This is a genomic window from Solibacillus sp. FSL W8-0474, from assembly GCF_038004065.1.
Lineage (GTDB): Bacteria > Bacillota > Bacilli > Bacillales_A > Planococcaceae > Solibacillus > Solibacillus faecavium.
The window spans coordinates 3,290,499-3,315,548 of the sequence record NZ_JBBOQJ010000001.1; the positions used below are offsets into that span (position 1 = coordinate 3,290,499).

25 protein-coding genes, 1 other RNA gene and 1 riboswitch are annotated in these 25,050 nt (G+C 40.1%); of the genes, 7 read left to right on the forward strand and 19 right to left on the reverse strand.

Features of this window, described 5'->3' with window-relative positions:
- The first annotated feature begins 116 nt into the window (after positions 1–116).
- Positions 117–1,301: a site-specific integrase gene (locus tag NYE67_RS16695; RefSeq protein WP_340730618.1), complete on the forward strand. Its 1,185-nt coding sequence runs from the start codon at positions 117–119 to the stop codon at positions 1,299–1,301.
- Positions 1,302–1,428: 127 nt separating this feature from the next.
- Here the strand turns inward: NYE67_RS16695 and ssrA are convergent.
- The 9 genes from ssrA to NYE67_RS16740 all read right to left on the reverse strand — a co-directional run bounded on the left by ssrA (position 1,429) and on the right by NYE67_RS16740 (position 9,774).
- Positions 1,429–1,785: a transfer-messenger RNA gene (gene ssrA / locus NYE67_RS16700) on the reverse strand.
- Between the two features lie 247 nt (positions 1,786–2,032).
- Positions 2,033–2,287 carry a hypothetical protein gene (locus NYE67_RS16705; protein WP_340730619.1) on the reverse strand — a complete coding sequence of 85 codons (255 nt, stop codon included), beginning with the start codon at positions 2,285–2,287 and terminating at the stop codon, positions 2,033–2,035.
- 272 nt (positions 2,288–2,559) lie between these two features.
- Positions 2,560–3,024, reverse strand: coding sequence for an SsrA-binding protein SmpB (gene smpB / locus NYE67_RS16710; protein WP_336045717.1), 465 nt, complete (start codon positions 3,022–3,024; stop codon positions 2,560–2,562).
- Between the two features lie 74 nt (positions 3,025–3,098).
- A complete protein-coding gene (rnr, locus tag NYE67_RS16715) occupies positions 3,099–5,507 on the reverse strand; it encodes a ribonuclease R (protein ID WP_340730620.1) in 2,409 nt (802 codons plus the stop codon).
- 241 nt (positions 5,508–5,748) lie between these two features.
- Positions 5,749–6,495 (reverse strand): alpha/beta hydrolase, encoded by a 747-nt coding sequence (locus NYE67_RS16720; protein ID WP_340730621.1) that lies wholly within the window; start codon positions 6,493–6,495, stop codon positions 5,749–5,751.
- A gap of 179 nt (positions 6,496–6,674) precedes the next feature.
- On the reverse strand, positions 6,675–7,331 hold the full coding sequence (locus tag NYE67_RS16725; protein WP_340730622.1) for a hypothetical protein: 657 nt from the start codon (positions 7,329–7,331) through the stop codon (positions 6,675–6,677).
- Between the two features lie 45 nt (positions 7,332–7,376).
- Positions 7,377–7,991: a signal peptidase I SipW gene (gene sipW / locus NYE67_RS16730; RefSeq protein ID WP_340730623.1), complete on the reverse strand. Its 615-nt coding sequence runs from the start codon at positions 7,989–7,991 to the stop codon at positions 7,377–7,379.
- Positions 7,992–8,046: 55 nt separating this feature from the next.
- The gene (locus NYE67_RS16735) at positions 8,047–8,922 is read right to left on the reverse strand and encodes a hypothetical protein (protein WP_340730624.1); all 876 of its coding nucleotides are present in this window, start codon (positions 8,920–8,922) and stop codon (positions 8,047–8,049) included.
- A gap of 270 nt (positions 8,923–9,192) precedes the next feature.
- Positions 9,193–9,774, reverse strand: coding sequence for a TasA family protein (locus NYE67_RS16740; protein ID WP_340730625.1), 582 nt, complete (start codon positions 9,772–9,774; stop codon positions 9,193–9,195).
- Positions 9,775–10,815: 1,041 nt separating this feature from the next.
- A riboswitch (cyclic di-GMP riboswitch) is annotated at positions 10,816–10,899 on the forward strand.
- Positions 10,900–10,954: 55 nt separating this feature from the next.
- Between NYE67_RS16740 and NYE67_RS16745 the strand changes: the two genes are divergently transcribed.
- Positions 10,955–11,608, forward strand: a complete 654-nt coding sequence (locus NYE67_RS16745) for a response regulator transcription factor (protein WP_340730626.1) — start codon at positions 10,955–10,957, stop codon at positions 11,606–11,608.
- An 89-nt stretch (positions 11,609–11,697) separates the two neighbouring features.
- Here NYE67_RS16745 and secG read toward each other — a convergent pair whose 3' ends face one another.
- The 4 genes from secG to NYE67_RS16765 form a co-directional block, all read right to left on the reverse strand.
- The gene (gene secG / locus NYE67_RS16750) at positions 11,698–11,925 is read right to left on the reverse strand and encodes a preprotein translocase subunit SecG (RefSeq protein WP_191699596.1); all 228 of its coding nucleotides are present in this window, start codon (positions 11,923–11,925) and stop codon (positions 11,698–11,700) included.
- Positions 11,926–12,051: 126 nt separating this feature from the next.
- Entirely contained in the window at positions 12,052–12,897 is an 846-nt protein-coding gene (locus NYE67_RS16755) for an ABC transporter ATP-binding protein (RefSeq protein WP_340730627.1), read from the reverse strand.
- Entirely contained in the window at positions 12,894–13,895 is a 1,002-nt protein-coding gene (locus NYE67_RS16760) for a FecCD family ABC transporter permease (RefSeq protein WP_340730628.1), read from the reverse strand. Before NYE67_RS16760 ends, NYE67_RS16755 begins: the two co-directional genes overlap by 4 nt.
- A 17-nt stretch (positions 13,896–13,912) precedes the next feature.
- The gene (locus tag NYE67_RS16765; RefSeq protein WP_340730629.1) at positions 13,913–15,034 is read right to left on the reverse strand and encodes an ABC transporter substrate-binding protein; all 1,122 of its coding nucleotides are present in this window, start codon (positions 15,032–15,034) and stop codon (positions 13,913–13,915) included.
- Between the two features lie 194 nt (positions 15,035–15,228).
- Between NYE67_RS16765 and NYE67_RS16770 the strand changes: the two genes are divergently transcribed.
- Both NYE67_RS16770 and NYE67_RS16775 read left to right on the forward strand, forming a co-directional pair.
- Positions 15,229–15,870, forward strand: a complete 642-nt coding sequence (locus tag NYE67_RS16770; protein WP_340730630.1) for a phosphate starvation-inducible protein PhoH — start codon at positions 15,229–15,231, stop codon at positions 15,868–15,870.
- On the forward strand, positions 15,867–16,478 hold the full coding sequence (locus NYE67_RS16775) for a hypothetical protein (protein WP_340730631.1): 612 nt from the start codon (positions 15,867–15,869) through the stop codon (positions 16,476–16,478). Before NYE67_RS16770 ends, NYE67_RS16775 begins: the two co-directional genes overlap by 4 nt.
- A gap of 62 nt (positions 16,479–16,540) precedes the next feature.
- On the opposite strand, the gene NYE67_RS16780 is transcribed toward NYE67_RS16775, so the two are convergent.
- Positions 16,541–16,780 carry a hypothetical protein gene (locus tag NYE67_RS16780; RefSeq protein ID WP_340730632.1) on the reverse strand — a complete coding sequence of 80 codons (240 nt, stop codon included), beginning with the start codon at positions 16,778–16,780 and terminating at the stop codon, positions 16,541–16,543.
- 180 nt (positions 16,781–16,960) lie between these two features.
- On the opposite strand from NYE67_RS16780, the gene NYE67_RS16785 reads away from it, so the two are divergent.
- Positions 16,961–17,890 carry a nuclease-related domain-containing protein gene (locus tag NYE67_RS16785; RefSeq protein WP_340730633.1) on the forward strand — a complete coding sequence of 310 codons (930 nt, stop codon included), beginning with the start codon at positions 16,961–16,963 and terminating at the stop codon, positions 17,888–17,890.
- A 306-nt stretch (positions 17,891–18,196) separates the two neighbouring features.
- Here the strand turns inward: NYE67_RS16785 and NYE67_RS16790 are convergent, their stop codons facing one another.
- The 4 genes from NYE67_RS16790 to NYE67_RS16805 form a co-directional block, all read right to left on the reverse strand.
- Positions 18,197–18,427, reverse strand: a complete 231-nt coding sequence (locus NYE67_RS16790) for a hypothetical protein (protein WP_340730634.1) — start codon at positions 18,425–18,427, stop codon at positions 18,197–18,199.
- 271 nt (positions 18,428–18,698) lie between these two features.
- Positions 18,699–18,827, reverse strand: coding sequence for a hypothetical protein (locus NYE67_RS16795; RefSeq protein WP_340730635.1), 129 nt, complete (start codon positions 18,825–18,827; stop codon positions 18,699–18,701).
- 79 nt (positions 18,828–18,906) lie between these two features.
- The gene (locus NYE67_RS16800; RefSeq protein WP_340730636.1) at positions 18,907–20,322 is read right to left on the reverse strand and encodes a DHA2 family efflux MFS transporter permease subunit; all 1,416 of its coding nucleotides are present in this window, start codon (positions 20,320–20,322) and stop codon (positions 18,907–18,909) included.
- A gap of 438 nt (positions 20,323–20,760) precedes the next feature.
- Positions 20,761–21,345, reverse strand: coding sequence for a TetR/AcrR family transcriptional regulator (locus NYE67_RS16805; RefSeq protein ID WP_340730637.1), 585 nt, complete (start codon positions 21,343–21,345; stop codon positions 20,761–20,763).
- A gap of 261 nt (positions 21,346–21,606) precedes the next feature.
- On the opposite strand from NYE67_RS16805, the gene NYE67_RS16810 reads away from it, so the two are divergent.
- Positions 21,607–22,326 (forward strand): L-2-amino-thiazoline-4-carboxylic acid hydrolase, encoded by a 720-nt coding sequence (locus tag NYE67_RS16810; protein ID WP_340730638.1) that lies wholly within the window; start codon positions 21,607–21,609, stop codon positions 22,324–22,326.
- Positions 22,319–23,536 carry a Zn-dependent hydrolase gene (locus NYE67_RS16815; RefSeq protein ID WP_340730639.1) on the forward strand — a complete coding sequence of 406 codons (1,218 nt, stop codon included), beginning with the start codon at positions 22,319–22,321 and terminating at the stop codon, positions 23,534–23,536. Before NYE67_RS16810 ends, NYE67_RS16815 begins: the two co-directional genes overlap by 8 nt.
- A gap of 154 nt (positions 23,537–23,690) precedes the next feature.
- Here the strand turns inward: NYE67_RS16815 and eno are convergent, their stop codons facing one another.
- Positions 23,691–24,983: a phosphopyruvate hydratase gene (gene eno, locus NYE67_RS16820; RefSeq protein WP_191699573.1), complete on the reverse strand. Its 1,293-nt coding sequence runs from the start codon at positions 24,981–24,983 to the stop codon at positions 23,691–23,693.
- Positions 24,984–25,050: the final 67 nt, after the last annotated feature.

Sequence of the window (25,050 nt, forward strand, 5' to 3'; positions counted from 1 at the left end):
TGTTACGTTTTTTGTTTCTTATTTGCTCAAAAGGATTTTATTACATACAATAAAAGTTGTAGTACCTTACTACATCCTTTAGTCTCCGTAAGCACACGAAACTGGAGGATCGTACAATGAAAATTCATTCTTACAAATTACAAAATGGTGAAGTCCGATACAAATTTCATATTTATATCGGTACTGACCATTTAACAGGCAAAGAAAAAACAACAACCCGAAGTGGATTTAAAACAAAAAAAGAAGCGAAAGAAGCGTATTTGACGTTACAACAAGAAATCAAAAAAGGCACTTTTGGTAAAGTTGCTAAGGACACTTATCGTGAAGTGTATAATTTATGGGTGGAACACTATGAAAATACAGTAGAAGACAGCACATTTTTAAAAACTACACGTATTTTTAGGAATCATATTTTGCCTATGTTTGGAGATTATCGTATTGTCAATATTGATACAGCTATTTGCCAAAAGCATGTAAATCAATGGGCTAAAAAACTTGAACGTTTCCGCATGATTAAAAACTATGCCTCGCTAGTGATGAAATACGCTATGAAACACAGCATCATTGATAAAAATCCTTTTGAGCTTGTGGAAATGCCTGTTATTAAAAAGAAAATTAATTTAGATGACGAAGATGAGGAATTTGAAAACTTTTATTCGCGAGAGCAACTGCTTGAGTTCCTTACTTGTTTAGAAGCTGATAAAAATTTAAAGCGAATTGCTGTATTTTATTTGCTAAGTTTTTCAGGAATGAGAAAAGGAGAAGCATTTGCACTTCGCTGGAACGATATTAATTTTGAAGAAAATGAAATTCGAATTAATAAAGCGGTTAAGAGAGGTAAGAATGGGTTATATTTAGGCCCTACTAAAAATGGGGATCCACGAACGATTAAAATTGATGGGAAGACATTACAGTATTTAGCTGCGTGGAAAGAAGAACAAGCCAAACTTTTCAAAGCAAATGGAATTAATACAAATACTAAAAAGCAGCTTGTTTTCTCAAATGTTTATAATGGTATTCAAGATCCAAATAAAACCGTTCAATGGCTAACCCCTTTTTTAGAAAAGCATAGTCTTGAACACATTACCGCTCATGGATTACGGCATACACACTGCTCCTTACTATTTGAAGCTGGTGCATCTATTAAAGAAGTTCAATTTCGTCTAGGGCATCGTGATGTCAAAACTACTTTAGATGTCTATGCACACGTAACTAAAAAAGCAAAATCCGAAACGATTGATAAATTCACGAATTTCTTAAATGAAAATGATCCAATTGCCAAAGGACTAACAAAGGATTAACAAAGGTTAATAAGGTTTTTAATAAGGATTCAATACCACTCAGTACAATTCAAAGACATAAAAAAAGTGCCATAAACGTTTTTATATCAACGTTCATGACACTCAGTGAAATTCAGTACATTTCACAGTATGGAGACGGTGGGAGTCGAACCCACGTCCAGAAGCTCCAATACGCCGGCTTCTACGCGTGTAGTTTGTCTATTTGCAATTCGCGAATTCTTATGCCGACAGACAGGCGTCCGAATCGCTAACCTGGAAATCTCTTACCGTTGACTCAGGTGGTGCCAACGATCGTATCCCACTTAAGTTGAACCCAGCGTAGTCTACATGGGCGATAGACAGGCTGAGTGCTACGCAGTATTAAGCTGCGAAAGCGAAGTTTTGTTGTTTGCCAGTTATTATATAACTTCCGTTGTTGACGAAGACGAGACCTCCGACGCGCGACCAGAGCTTGAACCACCCCTGTCGAATCCGTAACGTCCCCGAGTAGTAGTAAACCCGAGTTAAGTTTCGGCATGAGCTAGATGCTCATTAAAACGTGTACCGTATGAGTAGATACACACTGGCTAGTACATTAAATTATATGACAAAACATGCGAGCTTGCAAGTAAATCCGCTTCGATTACACCTTGCCAATATTTGCTTCGCTCTCCACCGTAAAGCTACTATTCCGTCATCGCTTCATTTCCATCAAGCACATTTATGATTGTCCTGTTCTTTCCACGAACGAATCAACTGAATTGGCTTTGCAACTTTATACGGCCGCCCCCATTATTCACTAGCGATTTCTTTGCTCTACATAAACGAATTGCTGAAATATATTCACTTAAAGGCATTCCTACTTGTTCTTCAAAAACCTCCTCGTATTCTGGACATTTTATCGCAACGAGTTCTTCTACCATTGCCATGCATTTAGGATTTTCACAATGTTTTTCAACGAACAAAACAATTTTATCTATAATTTCTGCATTGCGTATTCTTATCACCTGTTATATCCCCCTATTATCCTAGTACCTTTCCTAATTACAACCTGTTCTACCTAAAATATTGTCAATTTAATGTCCATTTTTAATTATTACCCACAAGTAAAATATTCAAAACCACTTTTTTCACACAAAAAAAGATATGTTAAAAGATTTTAAAACCTTTAACATACCTTTTAAAAAGTTTTATACAAGCGGCCTCAGTAAAAACCGGGCTGCTCCTATTCAATTTACTTATTAGGTAGTTATTCTTACTAAAATAAAAAAAATTCTGCTTACTGCTGGCGATCCTTGAAAGCACGCTCCATATCGCGTTTTGCTTCCTTTTTCTTCATATCATGACGCTTATCGTAATCCTTCTTACCTTTTGCAAGACCGATTAACAGCTTCGCATAGCCGTCCTTAATATACATTTTAAGCGGCACGATTGTATAGCCGTCACGTTTTACTGCACCGACTAACTCACTAATTTGCTTTTTATGTAAGAGCAGCTTGCGTTCGCGTAGTGGGTCATGATTGAAGCGGTTACCTTGATCGAACGGAGAAATATGCATATTTTTAACCCATGCTTCGCCGCCCATCACACTAATATACGCTTCCTTCAGCTGGACGCGGGCACCTCGTACAGATTTAATCTCTGTACCTGTCAGTACCATCCCTGCTTCAATCGTTTCTTCTATGAAGTAATCATGGCTCGCCTTTTTGTTTTGAGCTAACACTTTTCCTGCGCCTTTTGCCATCGTTAAACACCTCTATTATCAACATAAGGGAGGTAGCTATGATGCCGAAAATTGCACCATAGCTTCACACCTTATTATTTCTTTTTACTCTTTTTCTTTTTTCCTTTAGCGATGCCTTCGTAAAACTTCGGCTTATCGCCCGCTTTGCCTTCTTTTCGGCGTCCACGTGGATCACGGTCAGACGAGCCTGAACGTTTTGCTTTCTCAGGACGTGCCTTGCTTCCGCCACGTGCTTTGCGGTCGCGTTTTTCGCCTGTACGCTCATCATCTTTTTTGCGCCCTTCTCTGCGGCCTGCATGAATGACTTTTGATGTTGAGCGACGTGCTGGACGAGGACTGCTGATCATATCGACAATTTCAAAGTCAACTGATGATTCCTCAATCACGACATTCGCTACACGGATCTTCACTTCATCCCCGATACGGAATTGGCGACCCGTACGCTCACCGATCATTGACAATTGACGGTCATCAAATCGGTAATAATCGTCGGTCATATTCGAAATATGCACAAGTCCTTCTACTGTATTTTCAAGCTCCACGAAAACACCGAAGTTCGTAATCGATGATACAATCCCTTCGAACTCTTCACCAATTTTGTCAGACATGAACTGTGCTTTTTTCAATGCATCAGTATCACGCTCTGCCTCTACTGCACGACGTTCACGGCTTGACGTATGTTCCGCAATTTCATCCATTACAGCACTCCACTGTACAACTGTTTCCTTCGACGTATCACCATTTACTAAATACGTACGAATTAAACGATGGACGATTAAATCCGGATAACGACGGATTGGTGATGTGAAATGCGTATAAAACTCTGTCGATAAGCCGAAGTGACCTAAAGACTCCGCATAATACTTCGCCTGCTGCATCGAGCGTAATAACATCGTTGAAATAACCGGTTCTTCTGGTAAGCCTTCAATCGATTTAATGACTTCCTGTAATGCTTTCGGATGTACCGAGTTTCCAGTACCTTTTATCATAATACCAAAATTTGTAACAAATTCAAAGAAACGTTGTAATTTTTCTGGCTTCGGATCTTCGTGAATACGGTAAATGAATGGCAGCTCCATCCAGTGGAAATGCTCAGCAATCGTTTCGTTCGCCGCAAGCATGAATTCTTCGATTAGACGCTCTGCTACTGTACGTTCGCGTAATACGATGTCAGTCGGCCAACCGTCTTCATTAACTAATACTTTTGATTCTTTAAAGTCAAAGTCAATCGCACCGCGCCCCATACGTTTGTTGCGTAGGATTTGCGCTAAGTCCGCCATATCTTTAAACATCGGCACTAATTTTTCATAGCGCTCCATTAGCTCCGGGTTTTCATCCGGATTTTCTAAAATATTATAAACGTCCGAATACGTCATACGCTCCGTCGTGTTAATGACACTTTGGAAAATCTCATGCTTCACAACATGACCTGCTCCATCAATCGTCATTTCACAAGATAATGTTAAACGGTCCACCTGTGGATTCAATGAACAAATCCCATTTGACAAACGGTGTGGAATCATCGGAATAACGCGGTCTGTTAAATAAACAGAAGTCGCACGTTCATAAGCTTCCTCATCCAGTACCGAGCCCTGTGTCACATAGTAACTAACATCGGCAATATGAACACCTAATTTATACGTACCATCGCCATTTTTGACAACTGTTACGGCATCATCCAAGTCTTTTGCGTCTGCACCGTCAATTGTTACGATGACTTCATTACGTAGGTCACGACGACCGACTAAATCCTGCTCCGTAATTTCCTCCGGTACATCGATTGCCGCCTGGACAACCTCTTGCGGGAATTCTGGCGGAATATCATATTTATAAAGGATCGATAAAATGTCCACACCTGGATCATTTTTATGTCCTAAAATTTTCGTTACCATCCCTGTCGCTGATTTCGCTGCATCTGGCCAATGCGTCACTTCTACGACTACTTTATGTCCATCAACCGCGCCTAATGAATCTTCCTTCGCGATGAAAATATCCATATTCAGCTTTTTATCATCTGTGATAACAAAGCCAAAGCCACGATTTGCCTGGTACGTACCGACAAATGATGTTTTGCTGCGTTCAACGATTTTAACTACCGTACCTTCACGGCGGTCACCTGATTGTTCCTTTAATACACGGACTAATACAGTATCCTCGTTTAGCGCCCCGTTTACTTCATGTGCCGGGATGAAAATATCGTCCATACCCTGTTCTTCCGGTGCAACGAAGCCAAAGCCCTTTGCATTCCCGATAAATCGGCCGCGCAGTAAGTTCATGCGCTCCGGTAAACCGTAACGATTCGAACGGGAGCGAACGATTTGTCCTTGTGCTTCCATTTTTACGAGTGTTTTCACTAATTCACGGAAATCATCCGCTTCTACCAATTCAAGCGTATCTTCAATTTCCGAAACGGTCATTGGTTTGTAGCCATCGTCCTTCATCATATCGAGGACGCGCTGTTGTAATTCATTTTGTTGTGTCATGTATTATTTCCCTCCTTTGAACAGAAAATAAAGTTCAAGTTTACCTATAATATGTTTAAAAGGTTATTCCCTTATAACCGTTGATTTCCGTTGCGGGGACGCTTTCCGGGGGCGTGGCCTGAGCCTGTAGTCTCAGGCGTCACGCTAATCCCCCAGGAGTCGCCCCTCCACTCCAATCAACTGCTGTACAGTTAAAAAAATTTCCCTTTATAAATAAATTGAACAAAATTATTTCACATCATTAGACTGTCCAATCTAACGAATTTAAAAACGTGAGAACTTCTTCATGAAGCTTGTCTTTTTCTTTATCGAGTGTAATGACGTGTCCTGATTCTTCATACCAGCTGAGTTTCTTGTCGATGGATTCGACGGTATCAAAGATGATATTGGCGGAATCGGGGTTGATGACTTTGTCGTTCGTCGATTGAATGACTAAAATCGGCGCATACAAATGGTCAATCGTTTGTCGTACATCGTAAATAAGCTGCTGCAGGTCAGGCAATGAAGGCATGCCCTGCTCTTTAATTGCTTCAATCTCTAATTCAATTTCCTGTTCACTTTTACCTTGATTTTTTTTGTATTGTTTTGCATATTCAAGTACGCCTTCAAACATAATGTCTGTCGTGCGCATCGTCATCGGTGAGCACATTGTGACTACACCTTTCACTGGATGACTTGTCGCAAGCTTTAATGAAAATACGCCACCGAGCGATAGTCCTGCAACGGCGATTTCCTCATAGCCTGCTTCCTTTAATGTAGTATACCCACTTTTTACGTCTTCCCACCATTCATCGGGATTGGAGACGATTAATTCTTCCGGTGGTACACCATGCCCTTTATAATGCGGTGCCAGCGATGTATAGCCCTGCTTTTCCAAAAAGCGACCAAGCATCCTCACATCCGCTGAACTTCCTGTAAATCCATGTAATAGTAATACCGCTCTTTTCCCTGACTCAAAAAAGAACGGTGAAGACAAAGCTGTTTTCATGCTAGTCGCTCCTGTCTTATTCATGATATGAAAAATACGACCCGCACACACCTACGAATCGAAATTTGATGAATAACTTTCCATTTCTTCTATTATACTGTGTTTTCCCCCGTACTAAAAGAAAAAGCCTAACCTAGCAGTAAATGCTTGGTTAGGCGTGTAGTAAAATCCGTATAAGATTATTGAGCAAATCTTAGCTTTCTGTAATAAAGGAAGACGATTAAGACAATCCCGCCTACTCCAAGAGCACCACCAATTAACATGAAATTAACTAAATTTGTTGTGCTGTCAGGTAAACGTGGACCACCTGACATGGGGCTTCCTGAGCTATCAATCTTTCCGACCATCACTTCTTGAACAGTCACAGTCTCTGCCTCACTGTCATTTCCTTCTGCTGTAAAAACGAAATCGAATGTGGCATGAAGCCCTTGGAATTCATTGCCAAGATGCTCTGGAAAACGAATTGTTACATCCAAATTCTCCTCATTGCCGGTTGCCAGTTTTCTTATTGGCAAAGATTTAAAGGCAGCCAATTTGTCTTGAAACAATTCCTCGTCCCCAGCTTTTATTTCCAGTAGCAGCTCGTTAAACAGCTTTTCATCTCCACTATTTTGTAACTGCATGAGGTATTCAAAGTCTTTACTTCCAATGTTTTTGACTGTAATTGTTCTAGGAGCCCAGTCACCAGGCTTCATATTCGTAATATCAAATAAGGTTTCTGTTGGTGAAAGGCTGATGTTTATTTCATTGTTTTCCGTAGTGTTTTCATCATCTGCAAACGCACTGCTTACGGGAAATAACGACATACTGCCTAGCAGCAAAAGCAGCGGTATCATTTGAAACAGTTTTTTCATATAATCCTCCATATCCTTGCAATCGATTCAAGATGTACTTTTCGCATTATCTTCTGCAACGACTTCATCTTGTTTTCTAAGAGGTATTTCGATTAAAGCTAGTGCTTTCCAAAGTGTAAATGCTGAGTATAAAAGTAAAAGGATGCCTGGAATAATCAATAAAAGTGCGCCATTTTTTGAAGAAGCAAAGTTATTAAAATACCCAACGTATGGCAATGTGAAGCCTGTGTACTGTGCTACCACATTTTCAGCCATTACTGGATTCATATCTTCTGCATTGTTGTTATCACCTTTTGTCCGGTAAAGTACAGAATCTCCACTTTTAACAACTTCCGTAATGCGGTGAGTTACTAAAAAGTCTTCTGCTTCCTGGAATGTGATGACATCCCCTGCCTTATAGCTCGTTTTATCCTCAGCAAGTTTGACAGCGATAATAGAACCTGTTTGGATGTCTGGTTCCATCGATCCCGAAAGAACAGTCTTTAATTGATACCCAAAAAATTGAGGCTCTCCGCCCGATGCTTTTGAAATAACTACGATGAAAGCGACGCTAATGAGAAGCGTCATTAAAATACCTGTAACAATATTGTTGATCCATTTCATTACTTTGCTGTTCTTTGCTTTATTTCTTATACGTCTCATTCGAACCACCCTTTGCATGATTTTTTGTTATTAGTATTTTTAGTCTTCACGAGTTTTATGGCTGCGCTACTGGCGAACCCTCGCTGGCTTTGTTAGTAGTTTCAGGGTTGCTAACCGGCTGAGTTGGACTTTCATCGTTCGATTTCTGTCCCTCGCTTCCTTTGCTCTCACCTGAACCTTCTTTAGTTCCGGAATCTTTCTCCGCTTCTTTTTCCACAGGAGTTAATTCCTTTTGGCTTGGGACTTCTGCCTTTTCTTTGTCACTAGCTGGAGCTTCCGCCTCTTCTGAAGCTTTTTCTTTGTCATTGGTTGGAGCTTCTACATCTTCTGCTGCTTTGTCTTTTTCAGCTTCTTTTTCATCCTTCTCCGGATCTTTCTTGTCAGCTTCTTTGTCACTAGCTGGTGCTTCTACATCTTCTGGTGCTTTATCTTTATCTTTTTCTTCATCTTTCTTTTCAGCTTCATCTTTATCTTCTTTTTTACAATCGACTTTGTCATTCGATACAGGGACCACTGCTGTTACGGGCTCTGAAACGGATACTTCCGATACAGGAACTTCCAATACTGGTACATCTGTTTTCTTACATGCAAAATCACTTGAATTACCTGCATCTATAGCTCCAGGTCCAGGAGCACCCACCACAATTACACAGTCCATTTCATTCTCTGAACTTGTTATAGCAACCGTTGCTGTTTCTTCCTGGGAAGTAGTTGCTGCTTCTTCAGGGTTTGTTGTTTGTTCTGTGTTTGTTGTTTGTTCTGTGTTTGTTGTTTGTTCTGTGTTTGTAGGCTCGGATTCCTCACCCGGCACCTTCTCATCCAAGTCTTCCTCCCCACAGGCTGGAGCCACTGGCACTTCCCATATATCAGCAGTAATCGTCTCGGTAATAACAGACTGACTGCTGTAATAGGCTGTGGTATCAGAAGACAAATAATTGACTCCAAAAATAGCTAAATATCCAATAAGGGTCATTTTTAAATACAAAATGAGATTGTATGTCTTTTTCTTATATTTGCCTCTAGGTCTGGGGTTCAATCCAATACCGCCTTTCTAATTTCGTTAATTGGAATTTCCTTAAATATATTCCTCAAAACACAAACGCCATTTATACGCTGAGAAATATATATAAGGAAGAGTTCCGACAGATTGTTACATAAAATAAGGGAGGAGAAGGGCTCTCCTCCCATATTCTATATAAAATTAGTTTAATTTGAATTCTACGCCATTACCCTGTAAAGCCTTAAAGTTCCATGTCAAACTCAATGAATCACCTTGGAAGTAATCTTGTGAATAATCTCTATTAATGAATTCAAATTCAACTTTCAATTCCTGAGTTTCATCTTTTGCTAAACCGGCCCAAGTGATATTTTTCCCTTTCAATAATTCCTGGGTATTAAGCTCTCCTTGTCGCAAATTAAAAAGAGTATCTTCGTAAATTACATGATTGCCCCACATGAATTTAGCCTTTATATCTTTACCGAAATTTACACTATTATTATTGTTTAAATCGGTTACTTCATATTCTGTTTTAAGCAACACGTTTGCAATATTAAGTGTACCGTCATTTGTCAATTTAAATGTTTTAGTCATCTTGTCCCCAGGTTTAATATTCTCTACATTGATAATTTCCGTAGGGTTAAGAGATAAATCCAATGTACCTGCCGTGAATGAATTTGTACTTGTTACTGTATCACTGAAAAATGCATAAGTTCCTCCGCCGATCATACTTACAGCTAGTGCTCCCGTTGCGATTCCCATTGCTAGTTTCTTTTTGATACTCATTTTAAATTCCTCCAATTAGTTTTTTAGTTTTTTTTGCCTCTTCCCTGGATCGTATAAGAAAGTCATCTTTCTCGACGTTGGGTACGAGATTCTTACAGTTTGATAAATTGCACCAAATTCATAGTGTGTTACTAAATGAACGTCTTCCCCCTTTGCACTTCACTTTTCGACTATGAAAGTGGAACTAGGTTTAGTATAGACCGCCCCATAAATTTCCTCTCACCTCTAATGGGTGATTTTTAGCACTTTGGCATTCTACTTTGGAACTTACCCAATGGTATACTTTAGTGCTAATCCACATACTACCAATTGGTTAGACAGCTTCTATAAACGTTGAAATACCAATGATTTGCACTCTTTTTTCAATACTAGATTTTTAATAGCATGATTAGGCTGACTTTGATTTTTATAAATCACTTTTTAATTAACTTACTTATAAACAGTGCTAAAATTAAGAAATACAACCAATTAATGAAAATATTTCGAATCGTAATTTACATTTACACGTTTTCATTTACCTACTTACCCATGTCTATTGGCATCCGACGGTGACATCCACTCACCCTTTTGTTCTATTAATAATTCATGATTACTGCCACTTCTTTAGGCGACATGTTTCATTTGTACTTCGCTATCTTATATAGAAAGAAATATTGAGTCTAATTAGCCAACTAATGTACTACTTCCAGTCCAAATGGCTTGCTTCATAAGTACAAAAAGTCATAAAATTTGGAATGTTATTATTTAATTCCAACATAAATAGATATGAAACGACGAAAGTTTGCAAAGAAAGTGCCTAAAGACAGATATAAAATGACAAAAAATACCAAAGTTAACTAGGTATAATCAAATAGAGTTTCCAATTATCAAACCTTCTATAGTAATTTTCTACATTTTACATTTAAAGACATGAGTTACTTTGATAGAAAAAAATAATTTATCCGTAGTAAATTCCGCAGAGAATAGACTGAAAATTCCATCATCTGACACTTCAATCTTATACAAAACACAAATACTACTTATTAATAGAGCTAACTAAGTTTTACATTGGGAGACTATGAAATACATCCTCAAATTGGGCACCTTGGATGTATGGAGTCAGTGGTGCAACCGGCCTCATTTCATTTGAAAGTCACTTTTTAGGAGCACTTTTTTATTTGACTGGGGAGGCAATTTATTGATGAAAATTTTATTGGTGGATGATCAAGCAATCATTCGCAGAGGGTTAATTTCCATTTTATCTTCGGATGAAGAGTTGGAAATAATCGGAGAATCCGACAATACACAAGAAGCACTTAATTTGTTTCAAAAAGAAATGCCTGATTTGGCTATTATTAATTTTCATGTAGGAGATGAATGTGGATTAAAATTGATTAAAGAAGCGAGAAAATTAGGGGGCACTTGCAAATTTGCGATTCTTACCTTTTCAAAAGATCGTGAATCATTTCAACGTGCAATGGCGATGGACGTGGTTGGATATATTTCACTTAATTCACAACCAGAAGAACTCATTTATGCCATTCAAATCATTCAAAAGGGAAAGAAATATTATGATCCAGATTTAATAGATATGCTCATGCAAACACAAAAGGAGTCACCAAAAGATGACAGCCGTCTAGCGCTCCTTACTTCTAAGGAAAAAGAGGTATTGCAAAAACTAGGAATGGGCTATTCCAATAAACAAATAGCTCATAGTCTTTATATATCAGAAAATACCGTAAAAAAGCATGTAAGCCAGGTATTATCAAAATTGGAGCTTGGTGATCGTACGCAAGTTGCGCTCTTTGCGAACGAAACAGGATTGGTTCAATTTAAGCATAGTGTAGTTGTTTAATAACGTGGTGCCAATGATTAAAATTTCATTTTGCAAAAAAAGCCCAACCCTGCATTTAATGCGAGGTTGGGCGTTTAATTTTCGTTCAATTAGAATTTCGTAATAGCAAGTGCCAAAACGAAGAATGCAACAGAAAGAACGATTGTTGTGCGGTGTAATACTAGATCCATCCCGCGAGCTTTCTGTTTACCGAATAGTTGCTCAGCTCCACCAGAGATGGCACCTGATAAACCAGCGCTTTTACCTGATTGTAATAACACGACAACGATTAAGGCTAAAGCTACGATCAGAAGTAATACTGTAAATAACGTATGCATTTGCTCCACCTCCTAAATATGGACGTCACAATACCAAATAGTATATCAAACTGCGAACCTCTTTACAATATTTCTTGGAAATGCACAGCAAATTTTATCCAAATATAGCGCTTTGCAGCCTGCGATTTATTCAAAGCTATTAAATCGGCATTCGCTAATATCTCGTTTTGCAGCAAGCGCAAGTGGCACCATCGTTTCAAATAGTAAATCCTCTTCCTCAAAAATAAGCTTTCGCAGTTCAATATTGAAGTACTCCTTCATGCGCGATTCCGTCATGACCTCCTGTACCGGACCGATCACCGCTTTCTTGTTCTTCGCAATCATCAGCACCTGGTCCGCTAAATAAAAGGCATGGTTCGGGTAGTGTGTATTAATAATACATGAAATATTATGATCTTGAGATAGGCGTTTTAACGTCTCTAAAATAACAACTTGTTTTTGCACATCCAAATGCGATTCCGGCTCATCCAATATTAAAATTTCTGGATTCGATACAAGTGTACGGGCGATTAACGCAAGCTGTAATTCCCCGCCACTCACTTCATTGCACGACTTTTTCGCCAAATGCACAATCCCAACTTCATTTAATGCATGATGCGCCTTTTCATAATCTTCCTTGCGTGGCTTTGATAACGAGCCAATATACGGCGCACGCCCCATCACGACTAAATCTTCAATTGAAAAGCCGAACACCATTTTATGCGCTTGCGGCACGTAACCGATCTTCTTCCAAAGCTCCTTTTGCGAAACTTTCGCAAGCGGTACATCATCAATCAATGTTTCACCAACCCGCCAGTCGTGCAAGCCGGTAATACATTTTAATAGCGTTGTCTTCCCTGCACCGTTTGGACCTAGAATGGCCATAATCTTCCCCGGCTCCAGCGTAAAGCTAATATTCGATTCATATATAAAAGGCTTTACTTCCTTCTTTTTTGCATAGCAGAAGTTGCCTTCACGTACTTCTATTTTCATGACCAGCTACCTCCTGTACGACGTAAAAGATAAGCAAAGAACGGCGCTCCGACAATCGCAGTCAAAATAGACAACGGAATTTCCGCAGCCGTTACCGAACGAGCTAGTGTATCGATTAATAACAAATACGCTCCGCCAAGTGCAATGGACACCGGTAATACCCGTTCATTATTACTGCCGACAAACATACGCGCAATATGCGGAATAATTAATCCAACCCAGCCAACAATCCCCGCTACCGCAACGGCTGCCGCTGTACAAAGCGTAGCCCCTGCAATAACAAGCCACTTTAGACGTGTTACGTTAATCCCTAATGATTTTGCCTCTTCATCAGGCAATGTTAATAAGTTAATGCGCCAGCGTAATGCCAGTAATATCAACATTCCGACTAAAATAATCGGTCCGGCAGTCCATAAATCACGATAAGAGGCTGTCCCTAAGCTCCCCATTAACCAATACGTAATGGCAGGCAACTTTTCTTCAGGATCGGCTACAAACTTTGTTAAAGAAATTAACGCATTAAACAACGCACTTGTTACAACCCCGGCCAATACAAGCATAAAGATCGGCATATTGCGCCCAGACCCGCCGATTACATACGTAAAACCAATGGCTGCTAAACCAAAAATTAATGCCAAGCCTTGTGTTATATAACCATTTCCGAATAATAAAATCCCGATAGAAGCACCAAATCCTGCACCTGCAGCGACACCTAAAATGTCCGCACTCACTAATGGATTGGCAAACATCCCTTGGAAAGCTGCACCGGAAATGGAAAGCCCCGCACCGATCAATAGTGCGAGGATAATACGCGGCAGCCGAACGGTCATGACAACGTTATATTCCATTTGCGTCCAAGTTTCTTCTATCGGAAAAATATGTGAGCCTAAAATTTTTACGACCGTTACAAAATCCACTTCAAAGCGTCCAATACCGAGTGAAGCGATGGCAATAACGAGCGGTAAAGCCCATAGTAAAATATTTTTCCACGTTTTCATAAGCGTCCCTCGATTTCTTAATACTTCGCAGCATCAGAAGAAGGATGCAAAATGCGCTCTACTTCTTTATCTGTTATGTCAAATCCGTAAAAGTCTTTATAATAGCTCTTTATTTCTGCGTTCATATCATAGTCAAATAAATCAGGTTGGTTATTATTCGCCAACCACTTCAGCATTAACGGTGCATCCCCACTTGGCGGGAACCAACGATAAATACCTAATGGAATTTTATAAACCTGCTTATTCTTAACCGCTTCAACCTCGCTCCAGTCCTGACCTGGAATCGTATTGTTATATAGGTCCTCTGGTTGGATTTCCGTAAAGTTCGTTAAGTAAATGATTTCCGGATTCCAGTTATAAATTTGCTCCATGTTCACATCTTTGCGACCCGTTACTTCGTCTTCTGCTACATCATTGGCACCTGTTGCATTCAGCCATTGATTCCCGAAGAAGTTTTTACCGCTCACTGTAATCGCCTGCTCTGACAACTGATACATCATTAATGCATTGGGCTTCTGTTCCTTCGTTAAGCCATCAATTTTTTCGTTAATTTCCTTTTGTACCGCTGTACCGATTTCGATGAATTGATCTGCACGATCTGTTGTTCTTGCGATTTCACCCGTTAACTCCAGCCAGCTATTGAATGTTGCAAGTGGCTCTGCTGCCGCTGCATCAATTGCTTTTATCGCCACTGTATTTATACCGGCTTTACGCGCTTGCTCGATTGATTTTTCATCTGTCGCGAGCTCGAAAAATACGTCCGGGTTAATTTTCATTAATTCCTCTACATTCATTTCACCATTTTGAACGAACGATGTATCCGCCTTTAAAATATCCGGCGACATTTTCGCTAAAATCGAGTTTTCTGCCGCATTATAAGAATTTGGATGCATCCCTACGATTTCCTTTGTAGAGTTTGTCGCCACATACCACGTGTGGAAGTATGGTAAAATCCCGCCCGATACAATCGAATTCACTTCAGCAGGAATCGTTACCTCTGTTCCCGCCTGGTCGATAACGATTTTTTCCTCTGCCGTTGCCTGAACCTCTCCTCCAGAATTTGCAACCTCTTTATCTGAGCATGCTGCAAGTGCCATCGCCGCCACTGCAAGCGAACTTAAAATTGCTTTACGTTTCATCTTAAAAGTCTCTCCTCTTCCCAATACTATGTAACTACTTTTTTACCAGTTCATAATAAAAAAATATTATTTCATTTAAAAAATCATTTGAATTTAATACAATATTGAGTATAATTGATAATGATTTTCAGTGTCAATTAGTAAATGAGAATATGTATCAATTAATTAAATTTACAGGATTAAAGGAGATTTTTATGTCTGAATACAAAATTGTAAAACTGGATGGCGGCCATGCATTCAGCCTAGAGGGACGCGCAATGAACGTCTCAAACGAACCAATGGACCATGTAACATTTCTCGATCAGTATGAAATTTCGACTGCTGACCTTTCCGCATTCAATGTGTTGGTCGTAACAGACTTTATCGATCAGGAACATCTTTATGAACAAAAACAAGTAATTGAAAACTTCTTAAATGAGGGGAAAATTGTTATCGCCAACACACATATTTTCCGTCCTTGGCTACCGGGCGCTGGATTGTTTATGCCAAAGGAAATTAAGTCGCACGCTGATTATTTAATGGAGCCTGCATCTGAAGGGACATTTTATGAAGGCGTTGACATGATGGAGCTTGCGTATCGTAAAGGCGTTTCAGGCTTCTATGCACGCGGGTCACACCCTATCGTAAATAAAGAATCGGAAGTAATTTTACAATATACAGACGGCACACCAATCGTTTTCATTGACCGCACAGCAACAAAAGGAACAGTTGTCGCTGCTTCTTGCCGTGACTTTTTAACTTACGCAACAGGTGAAAACTCGACACAGCTGATTGCACCACAATTTTTGGCATGGCTGGATGAAGAATTACTACGCTTAAAAGGAGCTCAAGCATGAGAAAAATAGCAGTTTTATATAGCGGTCACGCACCACATTTCGTAACATTCAACACACCAAAATACAAACAATATTTCGATAAAATCATCTACTTACCTCGCTTTGCGGAGCAGGATTTAGAAGATATGGACGTATTAATTGTCCCTTCGCAATTGCACAACAAATTATTGCTGGAAGCAGCACCGGCTATTCGACGTTTTGCTGATAACGGCGGCGTTGTCGTAGCATTCGGTCCTCAGCCATGGAACTGGATTCCAGGGCAAAACTGGGAAACGCGCCCGACAAATTTCTGGTGGTGGCTTGAAAAGGATGCGGACAGCGGTTTACGTATGGTTGCACCGGATTACCCGTTATTCCGTGACGGTTTCTTGGATGAAGCAGGGTGCACATGGCATCAGCACGGCGTATTCCATTTACAGGAGGGCATGCAGTCACTCATCGATATGAAGGACGGCGGTTCATTATTGTACGTCGATAAAGTCAGCTCAAAAGGCACTTGGATTGTCACAACACTTGACCCTGATTTCCATTTCGGTTCGTATTTCATGCCGGCAACGGAGAAGTTTTTAGACGGCTTCCTCCCATGGTTAGCTTGCGGCGAAATTTAATAGAACAGAAAAAAAGCATGGTACCCGCAAATAAATGCGAGCGCCATGCTTTATGCTTTTAATTAGTCGTTGCTGTTGTCATCAGTAGTGTCTTCGTCTTCAACACCTGTGCCTTCAGTACCTGTACCTTCAGTACCTGCGTCACCATCAGTACCTGCATCGCCATCATTATCTACATCTAAGTCTAGATTAGTACCGTCGTTATTATCGTCAACAACACCATCGTTATCATCTTCAATAATAACCGGATCGTCGTCGTCGTTACATGCTGCAAGTGATAAAGATAACACCGCTGCCGCCATAAGTGTAGAGTATTTTTTTAATTTCATAAATAAATTGCCTCCCTTACTGTTTGGTGGTCTTTTCCCAGCTTTACCAAAAGAGAAACATATTTTTTCATTTTTCCTGCAAAAAAACATTTTCACCCTTTCTATTTCCCCATAAATTAGGATATTTTATAATGAGTACAGGAGGTGGAAAAAGTGCAAAAATCAAGACATTATTTACTTATCGAAACACTGATGAAGCGCATAAGAATGGACGATTCAGAGACCTCAGCAATCCAACAGGAATTTTACCGATTAGAGGCCGGCTTATCAGGCGAGCAAAAAATAAAGCGGCTACTAACAGATTTTTATTTTAAATCAGATTTTCACATCTTTTATAATTTTGAATGTAAAAATTCCAACGGCTTCACCCATCAAATGGACGCTTTGCTCTTAACACCAAATTTCCTCTTAGTCATTGAAGTAAAACAAATATCCGGTACCCTCTTCTACAAACCTTCCCTACACGAATTTTTCCGCGTACAGGATCAAATGAACGAAAATTTCCCCAATCCATTAGACCAAGCCTACCGTCATCAGCTATTCCTCGAGCACCAGTTAAAGACTTGGCAACTATGCATTCCCGTTTACCACATCGTCGTTCTAGCAAATTACCGCGCAAAGCTCGATGAGTCCTTAAACAATTTCCCAATCATGCATATGAGCGGCATCCCAAGATTTATCGAAAGGCTCTATAAGCACCATCCAAAACCCCGTGCACATCTTACTATTCTGCAAAAACAATTCCAACAATTATACGAACCGCTCCCCCCACGCAGAACGATAGAAAAGCACCGTCTCCGCACCGGCGTTTTATGCAAGCAGTGCGACTACGTCAACGAAATGCACTATAAGCAAGGCTATTTCATCTGTCCCGTCTGCGGCGCCAAAAGTAAGGAAGCCCTATATGAAACTTTATTGCAATACCGCATTTTAGTCAGTCCCCGCATATCCAATAAAGCGTTCCGCGAATTTTTCAACATCCCCTGTATCCATATCGCATCCAAACTATTAGCCAAAGCCGGCCTCGAAAAGCATGGGACGAATAAAGGGACATACTATATCATTCCGGAGAAGTTTGACTGAAATTAAGAAGGGATCTCGAGAGACGACCTCTCGAGACCTTTTTGTTGTTCATCGTTTCTATTTAAAGTGATTAATAAGTTGATTGGAATGGAGGGACCGTGACTCCACCGGGAATGGCAAAATTTATTTTGCGACGAGTAACCGCAGGAGCACCGCGCGGAAGATCCACTAAATTGTGCCTGCCGTTATAGGCACAATTTAGTTAGCTGGAGCCGTGCCCGGGGAAAGCATCGGTCCCGAAATGGAAATCAACGGTTCGATGAAGTCACTTCTTTCTATGCAATAAAAAAAGCAGCACAATGGCTACTAATTTACAAAATACAATATTACAAAAACAAAAAATAAAACGATACCCAGTGGAACAGAAATTTTATCTATCATATTTTTCCTGCGAATAAAGCCACCGTACGCTAATAAAGCAGAAGCAATCGCAAAAACAATATAGTCGTATCCAGTAGGTTTAAACATAATCAATAAAAAAATCGCGAAAAAGCCGCTGAGTACAGCATATACCCATTTTCTATCTATTTTTTCCATAAAGTAATAAACATCCCTTTTATTTCATTTATAGTAACAATACCATAATTATATTAAGAAAACATTAATACATAAGAAATACTTGCATTCCCTTGTCTACGGATTTTCTAATATATCGCGAAATGTTCTAATATAAATTTATTTGTTCTAATAAATTGCCGATCTGCTAATAAAAGTTCCCATTGTGCTAATAAGTGCTCCCGATGTTCAAATAAAACTCTGAAATGTGCTAATATCCCCTCACTATTTTCTAATAACCCACTTTAATCTTCTAATAAAATCCGCGCACCCGTTTCCCCGCCCCACTTAATGCAGCGATGCACCCCCAAATCCGCTTATCTTCTAATATCCCCCGCACTTCTTCTAATATCCAGCACAACTCTTCTAATAACTCACCCAATTCTTCTAATAAAACCCGCGCCACCCCACAAAAAAACAGCACCGGCAATAACCCGATGCTGCACACCCAGCGAAAAACCTTAGTTCCCCACTGGCTTACTATTTTTCACAAAGAATGAACCTACTAACCCGATCACAGACACTACGCTCACCACGACGAACGCTGTGTGTACACCGTGCGCGAGCATTTCTCCCGGTAATGCGTTGCTGAACTTTTCAGCATAATTTTCCTGTCCAATTGTGAACAGTGTAATCGCGATTGCTGTACCTGAAGCACCCGCGATTTGAGTTAATGTATTTAAGGCCGCTGAACCATCCGCAAATTTCTGCGGTTGCAATGAGTTCATTGCATTTGTTTGCGCCGGCATAATTGTCATCGAAACCCCAACGAAAAATACACATAAGTTAACGATAATAATCCAAGTCGCTGTTGTAGCTGAAATTGTTGTTAAGAATACAACCATCGACACTAAAATCATCGTAAATCCAATGCGCGTGAAGATTTTTGCTCCCACTTTATCGAAATTAGCACCAACGATCGGTGACATAATAATATTTAAAATATTCCCCGGCAGCATACATAAACCTGCCGTTAATGCTGCGAAACCTAATACTGTTTTCAGGAACATTGGTACTAAGATTGCTACAGATAAAATCATGAACATTGACGCTACCATTAAAGCGACACCTAAACTAAACATCGGTGACTTGAATACCGATAAGTCGATCATTGGCTCCTCCATTTTTGTTTGGCGAATACCGAATACTACTAATAATAGTAAACCTACAATAAGCGGTACCCAAACGATCACTTCTGTAATCGATTGTTCAGCCAATGTAGCAAGTGCGAAAACAACACCACCGAAACCTAATGTCGATGCAACTAATGATAATAGATCAATTTTAGGTCGTGTAACGTTTGATACGTTGTCTATATTATTCCATGCTAAGAAAATAACGAGCGCATAAACAACAGCCATGATCCAGAAAATATATCGCCAGCTAAGTGAAGAGACGATTAACCCTGCAATCGATGGCCCTAATGCTGGACCTGCAGTTAAAATAATACCTACAATGCCCATTACTGCCCCACGCTTTTGCACTGGGAAAATTAACATTACGACACTAAACATTAATGGTAAAATAATACCCGTTGCGACCGCTTGTACAAAACGACCGACTAATAAAACCGTAAAGTTTGGTGCTAATGCGCCTAATAACGAACCGATAATTGCAATGACAATTGCCGCCACAACTAATTGACGCGTTGTAAACCAACGTACTAAATATGATGATAATGGAACTAATACTGCTAAAACTAAAAGATAACCAGTTGTTAACCACGCCGCTGATGCTGCGGATACACTGAAATCATCCATTATATTTGTTAATGCCATGTTTAAGGCTGTTTCACCGAATAGACCTAGGAACGTCCCGATCATTAATACCGCTGCCATACCTTTAGGGCTTTTAACATTGAAAAAAGGTGCTGCCACTTCTGTTTCCTCCTGTACTATAAAAACTTATTTATGAAGATGATAATTGCTTCCTATCATACTTTTGCTGTTATATAACGTTTGCTTTGCTTTAACAGCACGCTTTACAATATACCAAATTTTTTCATAGAAATTCAATCATTTCAGGATAAAAATTAGACCATTCATTATAATTGTGAACACCTAATATCCATTTATAACCTTTTATGGAGCTATGCATCGTAGACAGTTACTTCCATTTCCGATTTGAAAACGATTGCAAAATTTTAATCTAAATTTGAACAAATGGTGACAAAAGCTGATACATCAACATTTAATGCGCTTTGCTATGATAAACGTTCATTTTGCAACACTTCTTTATCCATTTCCCCTCAAAAAAATATCAATTGTGAACAAATTGACTTAAAAAAACCGCTAAGACATTTTCGCCTTAACGGTTCACTTATATTGCGCAAGTATTGCTGGGATTACTTTACTTATATTTAATAACGGTTCATTTGACCGCTGTGATAATGATAACGTTACCGCACCTTCAATCATCGCACTGACAGCTTTACTAATGATGACAGCCGATTCATCGCTATAGCCGTTTGAAATGAGCTTCGTATAATAAATCGATTCCCAATACTTATACGTATCTCCGCATGCTTTGCGTAGACGTTCATTCATAAAAGCCGATTCCGCCGCCAACAAACCAAAAGGCATAATCGTAAATGAATGCTCCTCAAGGCCACTTTCCATATCAAATAACTCAGCCATTGCTAAAATATGTGCATTTAACGCAGCCTCTACGTCCTCAAATTCATTCATATAACGCTGGATGGACGCCCCAATTCTTCGCTTCGATAGCTCAATCGCCGCCTCTGCCAATTGCTCCTTGCCTTGAGGGAAATAATGATAAAGCGAACCTTTAGGCGATCCCGACTCCTGAATAATTTGATTTAAGCCTGTTCCATGAAACCCCTGAAAATAAAATAGCCTCGTTGCTGTTTCTAAAATTTTATCTTTTGTTTGCTTTGTCATGCTGCCCTCCACAATTATAATGATCGGTCTAATTCATCTTTACTTATCGGTCTAACCTTATCACATAATATCAAATGACGAAAAGCATCAGTCAAATGTTCACAAAATCTCAACAGTTTCCTTTCTTGCTTACTCTCTACTGGATTCATACAAACTATTAAAAATTCAAATCGTTTACATAATTATTAGAATATTATAAAATAGCCTAATCTTAAGTATATCACTAGGCTTTATAAACTATTATTGAGGAGGCGATACATTATGGAACAACAGCCGGTTTCCATCAAACCATATTCAATGGAATACATGACAGCAATGCTTTTCACTCAAATCGAGACGAATACCAAAGAAGCTTTCGGGCAAGAGGTCATACCGCTCATACAAAACGCCGTTCGCTCTTTTGGCTACTATAATGCGGAGCAAATAGCTATTAAAGCAACGTTAGAAGGTTCTATTCACTCACTTTACGACTACATCCCCACTGACCATCAAGCGACGGACAACTACGAAAATGCCACACCCTTTGCCTTATTCGCCAAGCTGTTTGCACAGGTCACAAAGCAAATTGTAGACCGCTACGGTAATGAAGGTGAAGAAGTAATTAAGAAAAGCGTATGGCAATTCGGACAAAAACGTGGTCGGGGCATTGCACAGCGCGCTCGCTTAAACGGGCAGGAAAACACCGTTGAGAACTATATTCCAAACTACGATATGGGGCGCAGTGAGTTATTCGTAATGAAAGATAACTACACGCCAAATGAATTGGAGCAAACTTTTACAGGCTGTCCACTTGGCCAACAATGGGCTGACGACAATATGCATGAATACGGTATTTTGTACTGCCAAGTCATTGATAACTCCATTGCCTATGGCTACAACAACAAATTTGACGTTATTCACGACCAGTATTTACTCCGTGAAGGCCAGTGCCACTTCCGCTTCCAAATGAAAGAGAAAGGAATTGATCCTCTATATGATTAATGAAGAACGACTACTGCTGCATCTAGCTGAACTTGCCAAAATCGGCTCTACTCCCGAGGGAGGGGTCAATCGCTTTTCATTTACCGCAGAAGAAATGGTAGCGAATCTCTATATTAAGCAACTGATGGAAGCAGCCGGAATGACAGTATCTACTGATGCAATCGGCAATATTATCGGTGAAGTAAACAGTCATATTGACACTCCGGCCATCGTGTTAGGTTCACATATTGATACGGTGCCAAACGGTGGGCACTATGACGGTGCGCTAGGCGTATTAAGTGCAATTGAGGTAATCCATACACTACAAGACAACAACATCCCATTAAAACGCCCGGTAAAGGTGATTGCTTTTAAGGATGAGGAAGGGACACGCTTCCAGTTTGGTATGATTGGCAGTCGTGCAGCTGCCGGAACATTACAGCTAGAGGAATTACAGCGTACGGATGAAGAAGGTATTTCGATAGCAGAAGCGATGCAGCAGGATGGGCTAGATGCCGCAAATGTAGCCGACGCAAAATTATCGAATGTTGACTGCTATGTTGAATTGCATATTGAACAAGGAAAAGTGCTAGAAAAAGCAGGTGTAGGTGTCGGTGTAGTAACAGGCATTGCCGGACCACTTTGGCAGCAAATTACTCTTTCCGGTACAGCTGAACACGCAGGCGCAACACCAATGGCACTAAGACAGGATGCTTTAGTCGGCGCAAGCTTAATCATTGCGAAAATTGAAGAGCTTGCACGTCAGTATCCTGCAGCAGTAGCAACGGTCGGAAAGCTATCCGTATCGCCAAACGGAGTCAATGTCATTCCTGGTGAAGTTACCTTTACAGTTGATATTCGGGATATCGAAGAGGAAGTCCGAAATGCATTGGAACAGGAAATCTATCACGCAGCCCAAGCCATCGCACAAGAGCGCCAACTTACATTAGCAATTGAAACATTGCAAAGAGTGGCACCAGTTAAATGTGATGCCGAAATCCAACAAATTATTGCACAAGCTATCGCAGACAATGGACAGCAAGTCGTCCATTTACCAAGCGGTGCCGGACACGATGCGATGCAATTTAACGGACAATTCCCGGTAGCAATGATTTTCGTCCGCTCAAAAGACGGCATCAGCCATAACCCAAAAGAATTCACCTCAGCCGAAGATATCATCGCAGGAGCAAATGTTTTAAAACAAACTTTACTTGAACTTGATCAGCGATAATCACAGTGAAACCAGCGACCTCTAGGGGATAGTTAGCTGAGCTGGAGCCGTGCCCGGGGAAAGCATCGGTCCCGGAATGGAAATCAACGGTTCAAGGTTATAATAATTATTAAAAAGGCCGGGACATATAAATGCCCCGGCCTTAACTCATTCATTATTTAATATTATAGAAAGACTTTAATCCTTCAAAACGGCTAGTGTCGCCTAATTGATCTTCAATGCGTAGTAATTGGTTGTACTTCGCAACACGGTCTGTACGAGATGGTGCACCCGTTTTAATTTGACCCGCATTTGTTGCAACAGCGATATCAGCAATTGTGTTATCTTCTGATTCGCCTGAACGGTGAGAAATTACTGCCGTGTAGCCAGCACGTTTCGCCATTTCAATCGCTTCGAACGTTTCAGTTAAAGTACCGATTTGGTTTACTTTAATTAAAATCGCATTGCCCACGCCCTCTTCAATACCACGAGATAATTTCTCAGTATTTGTTACGAATAGATCATCACCTACTAATTGTACGCGGTCACCGATACGCTCAGTTAATAGCTTGTGGCCAGCCCAGTCATTTTCGTCTAAGCCGTCTTCAATTGAGATGATTGGGTATTTAGAAGTTAATTCCTCGTACCATGCAACCATTTCTTCAGAAGTTTTTTCTACGCCTTCACCAGCTAAAACGTATTTGCCTGTTTCTTTGTTGTAAAGCTCAGAAGATGCAACGTCAAGTGCGATACGGATATCATCGCCCATTTTGTAGCCAGCTTTTTCAACTGCTTCAATAATAACAGTGATCGCTTCTTCGTTTGAGCTTAAGTTTGGCGCGAATCCACCTTCGTCACCTACTGCTGTGTTATAGCCTTTACCTTTTAAAACTGCTTTTAAGTTATGGAAAACTTCAGTACCCATACGTAATGCTTCTTTAAATGATTTCGCACCTACTGGCATTACCATGAATTCCTGAATGTCTACGTTGTTGTCAGCATGTTCACCACCGTTGATGATATTCATCATTGGTAATGGTAATTGTTTTGAATTGAAGCCACCTAAATACTGATATAAAGGAATATCTAAGTAATCAGCAGCTGCATGTGCTACAGCCATAGAAACACCTAAAATTGCGTTTGCACCTAATTTACCTTTGTTGTCTGTTCCGTCAAGTTCGATTAACGCTTGGTCGATTACAACTTGGTCCAATACAGAATATTGACCTTCTAATTCTTCAGCGATAATTGTGTTTACGTTTTCTACCGCTTTTTCAACACCTTTACCTAAGTAGCGGCCTTTATCTCCGTCACGTAATTCCACTGCTTCATATTCACCAGTTGATGCACCAGATGGCACGATCGCACGGCCAAATGCACCTGATTCTGTGAATACTTCTACCTCTACTGTTGGGTTACCGCGAGAGTCTAATACTTCACGAGCGTATACTTGAGTAATGAATGGCATAATTAAAAATCTCCTCTGTCAATAAATTTATTAGGTGCTTGCACAATGACAAGCAATATAATTAACC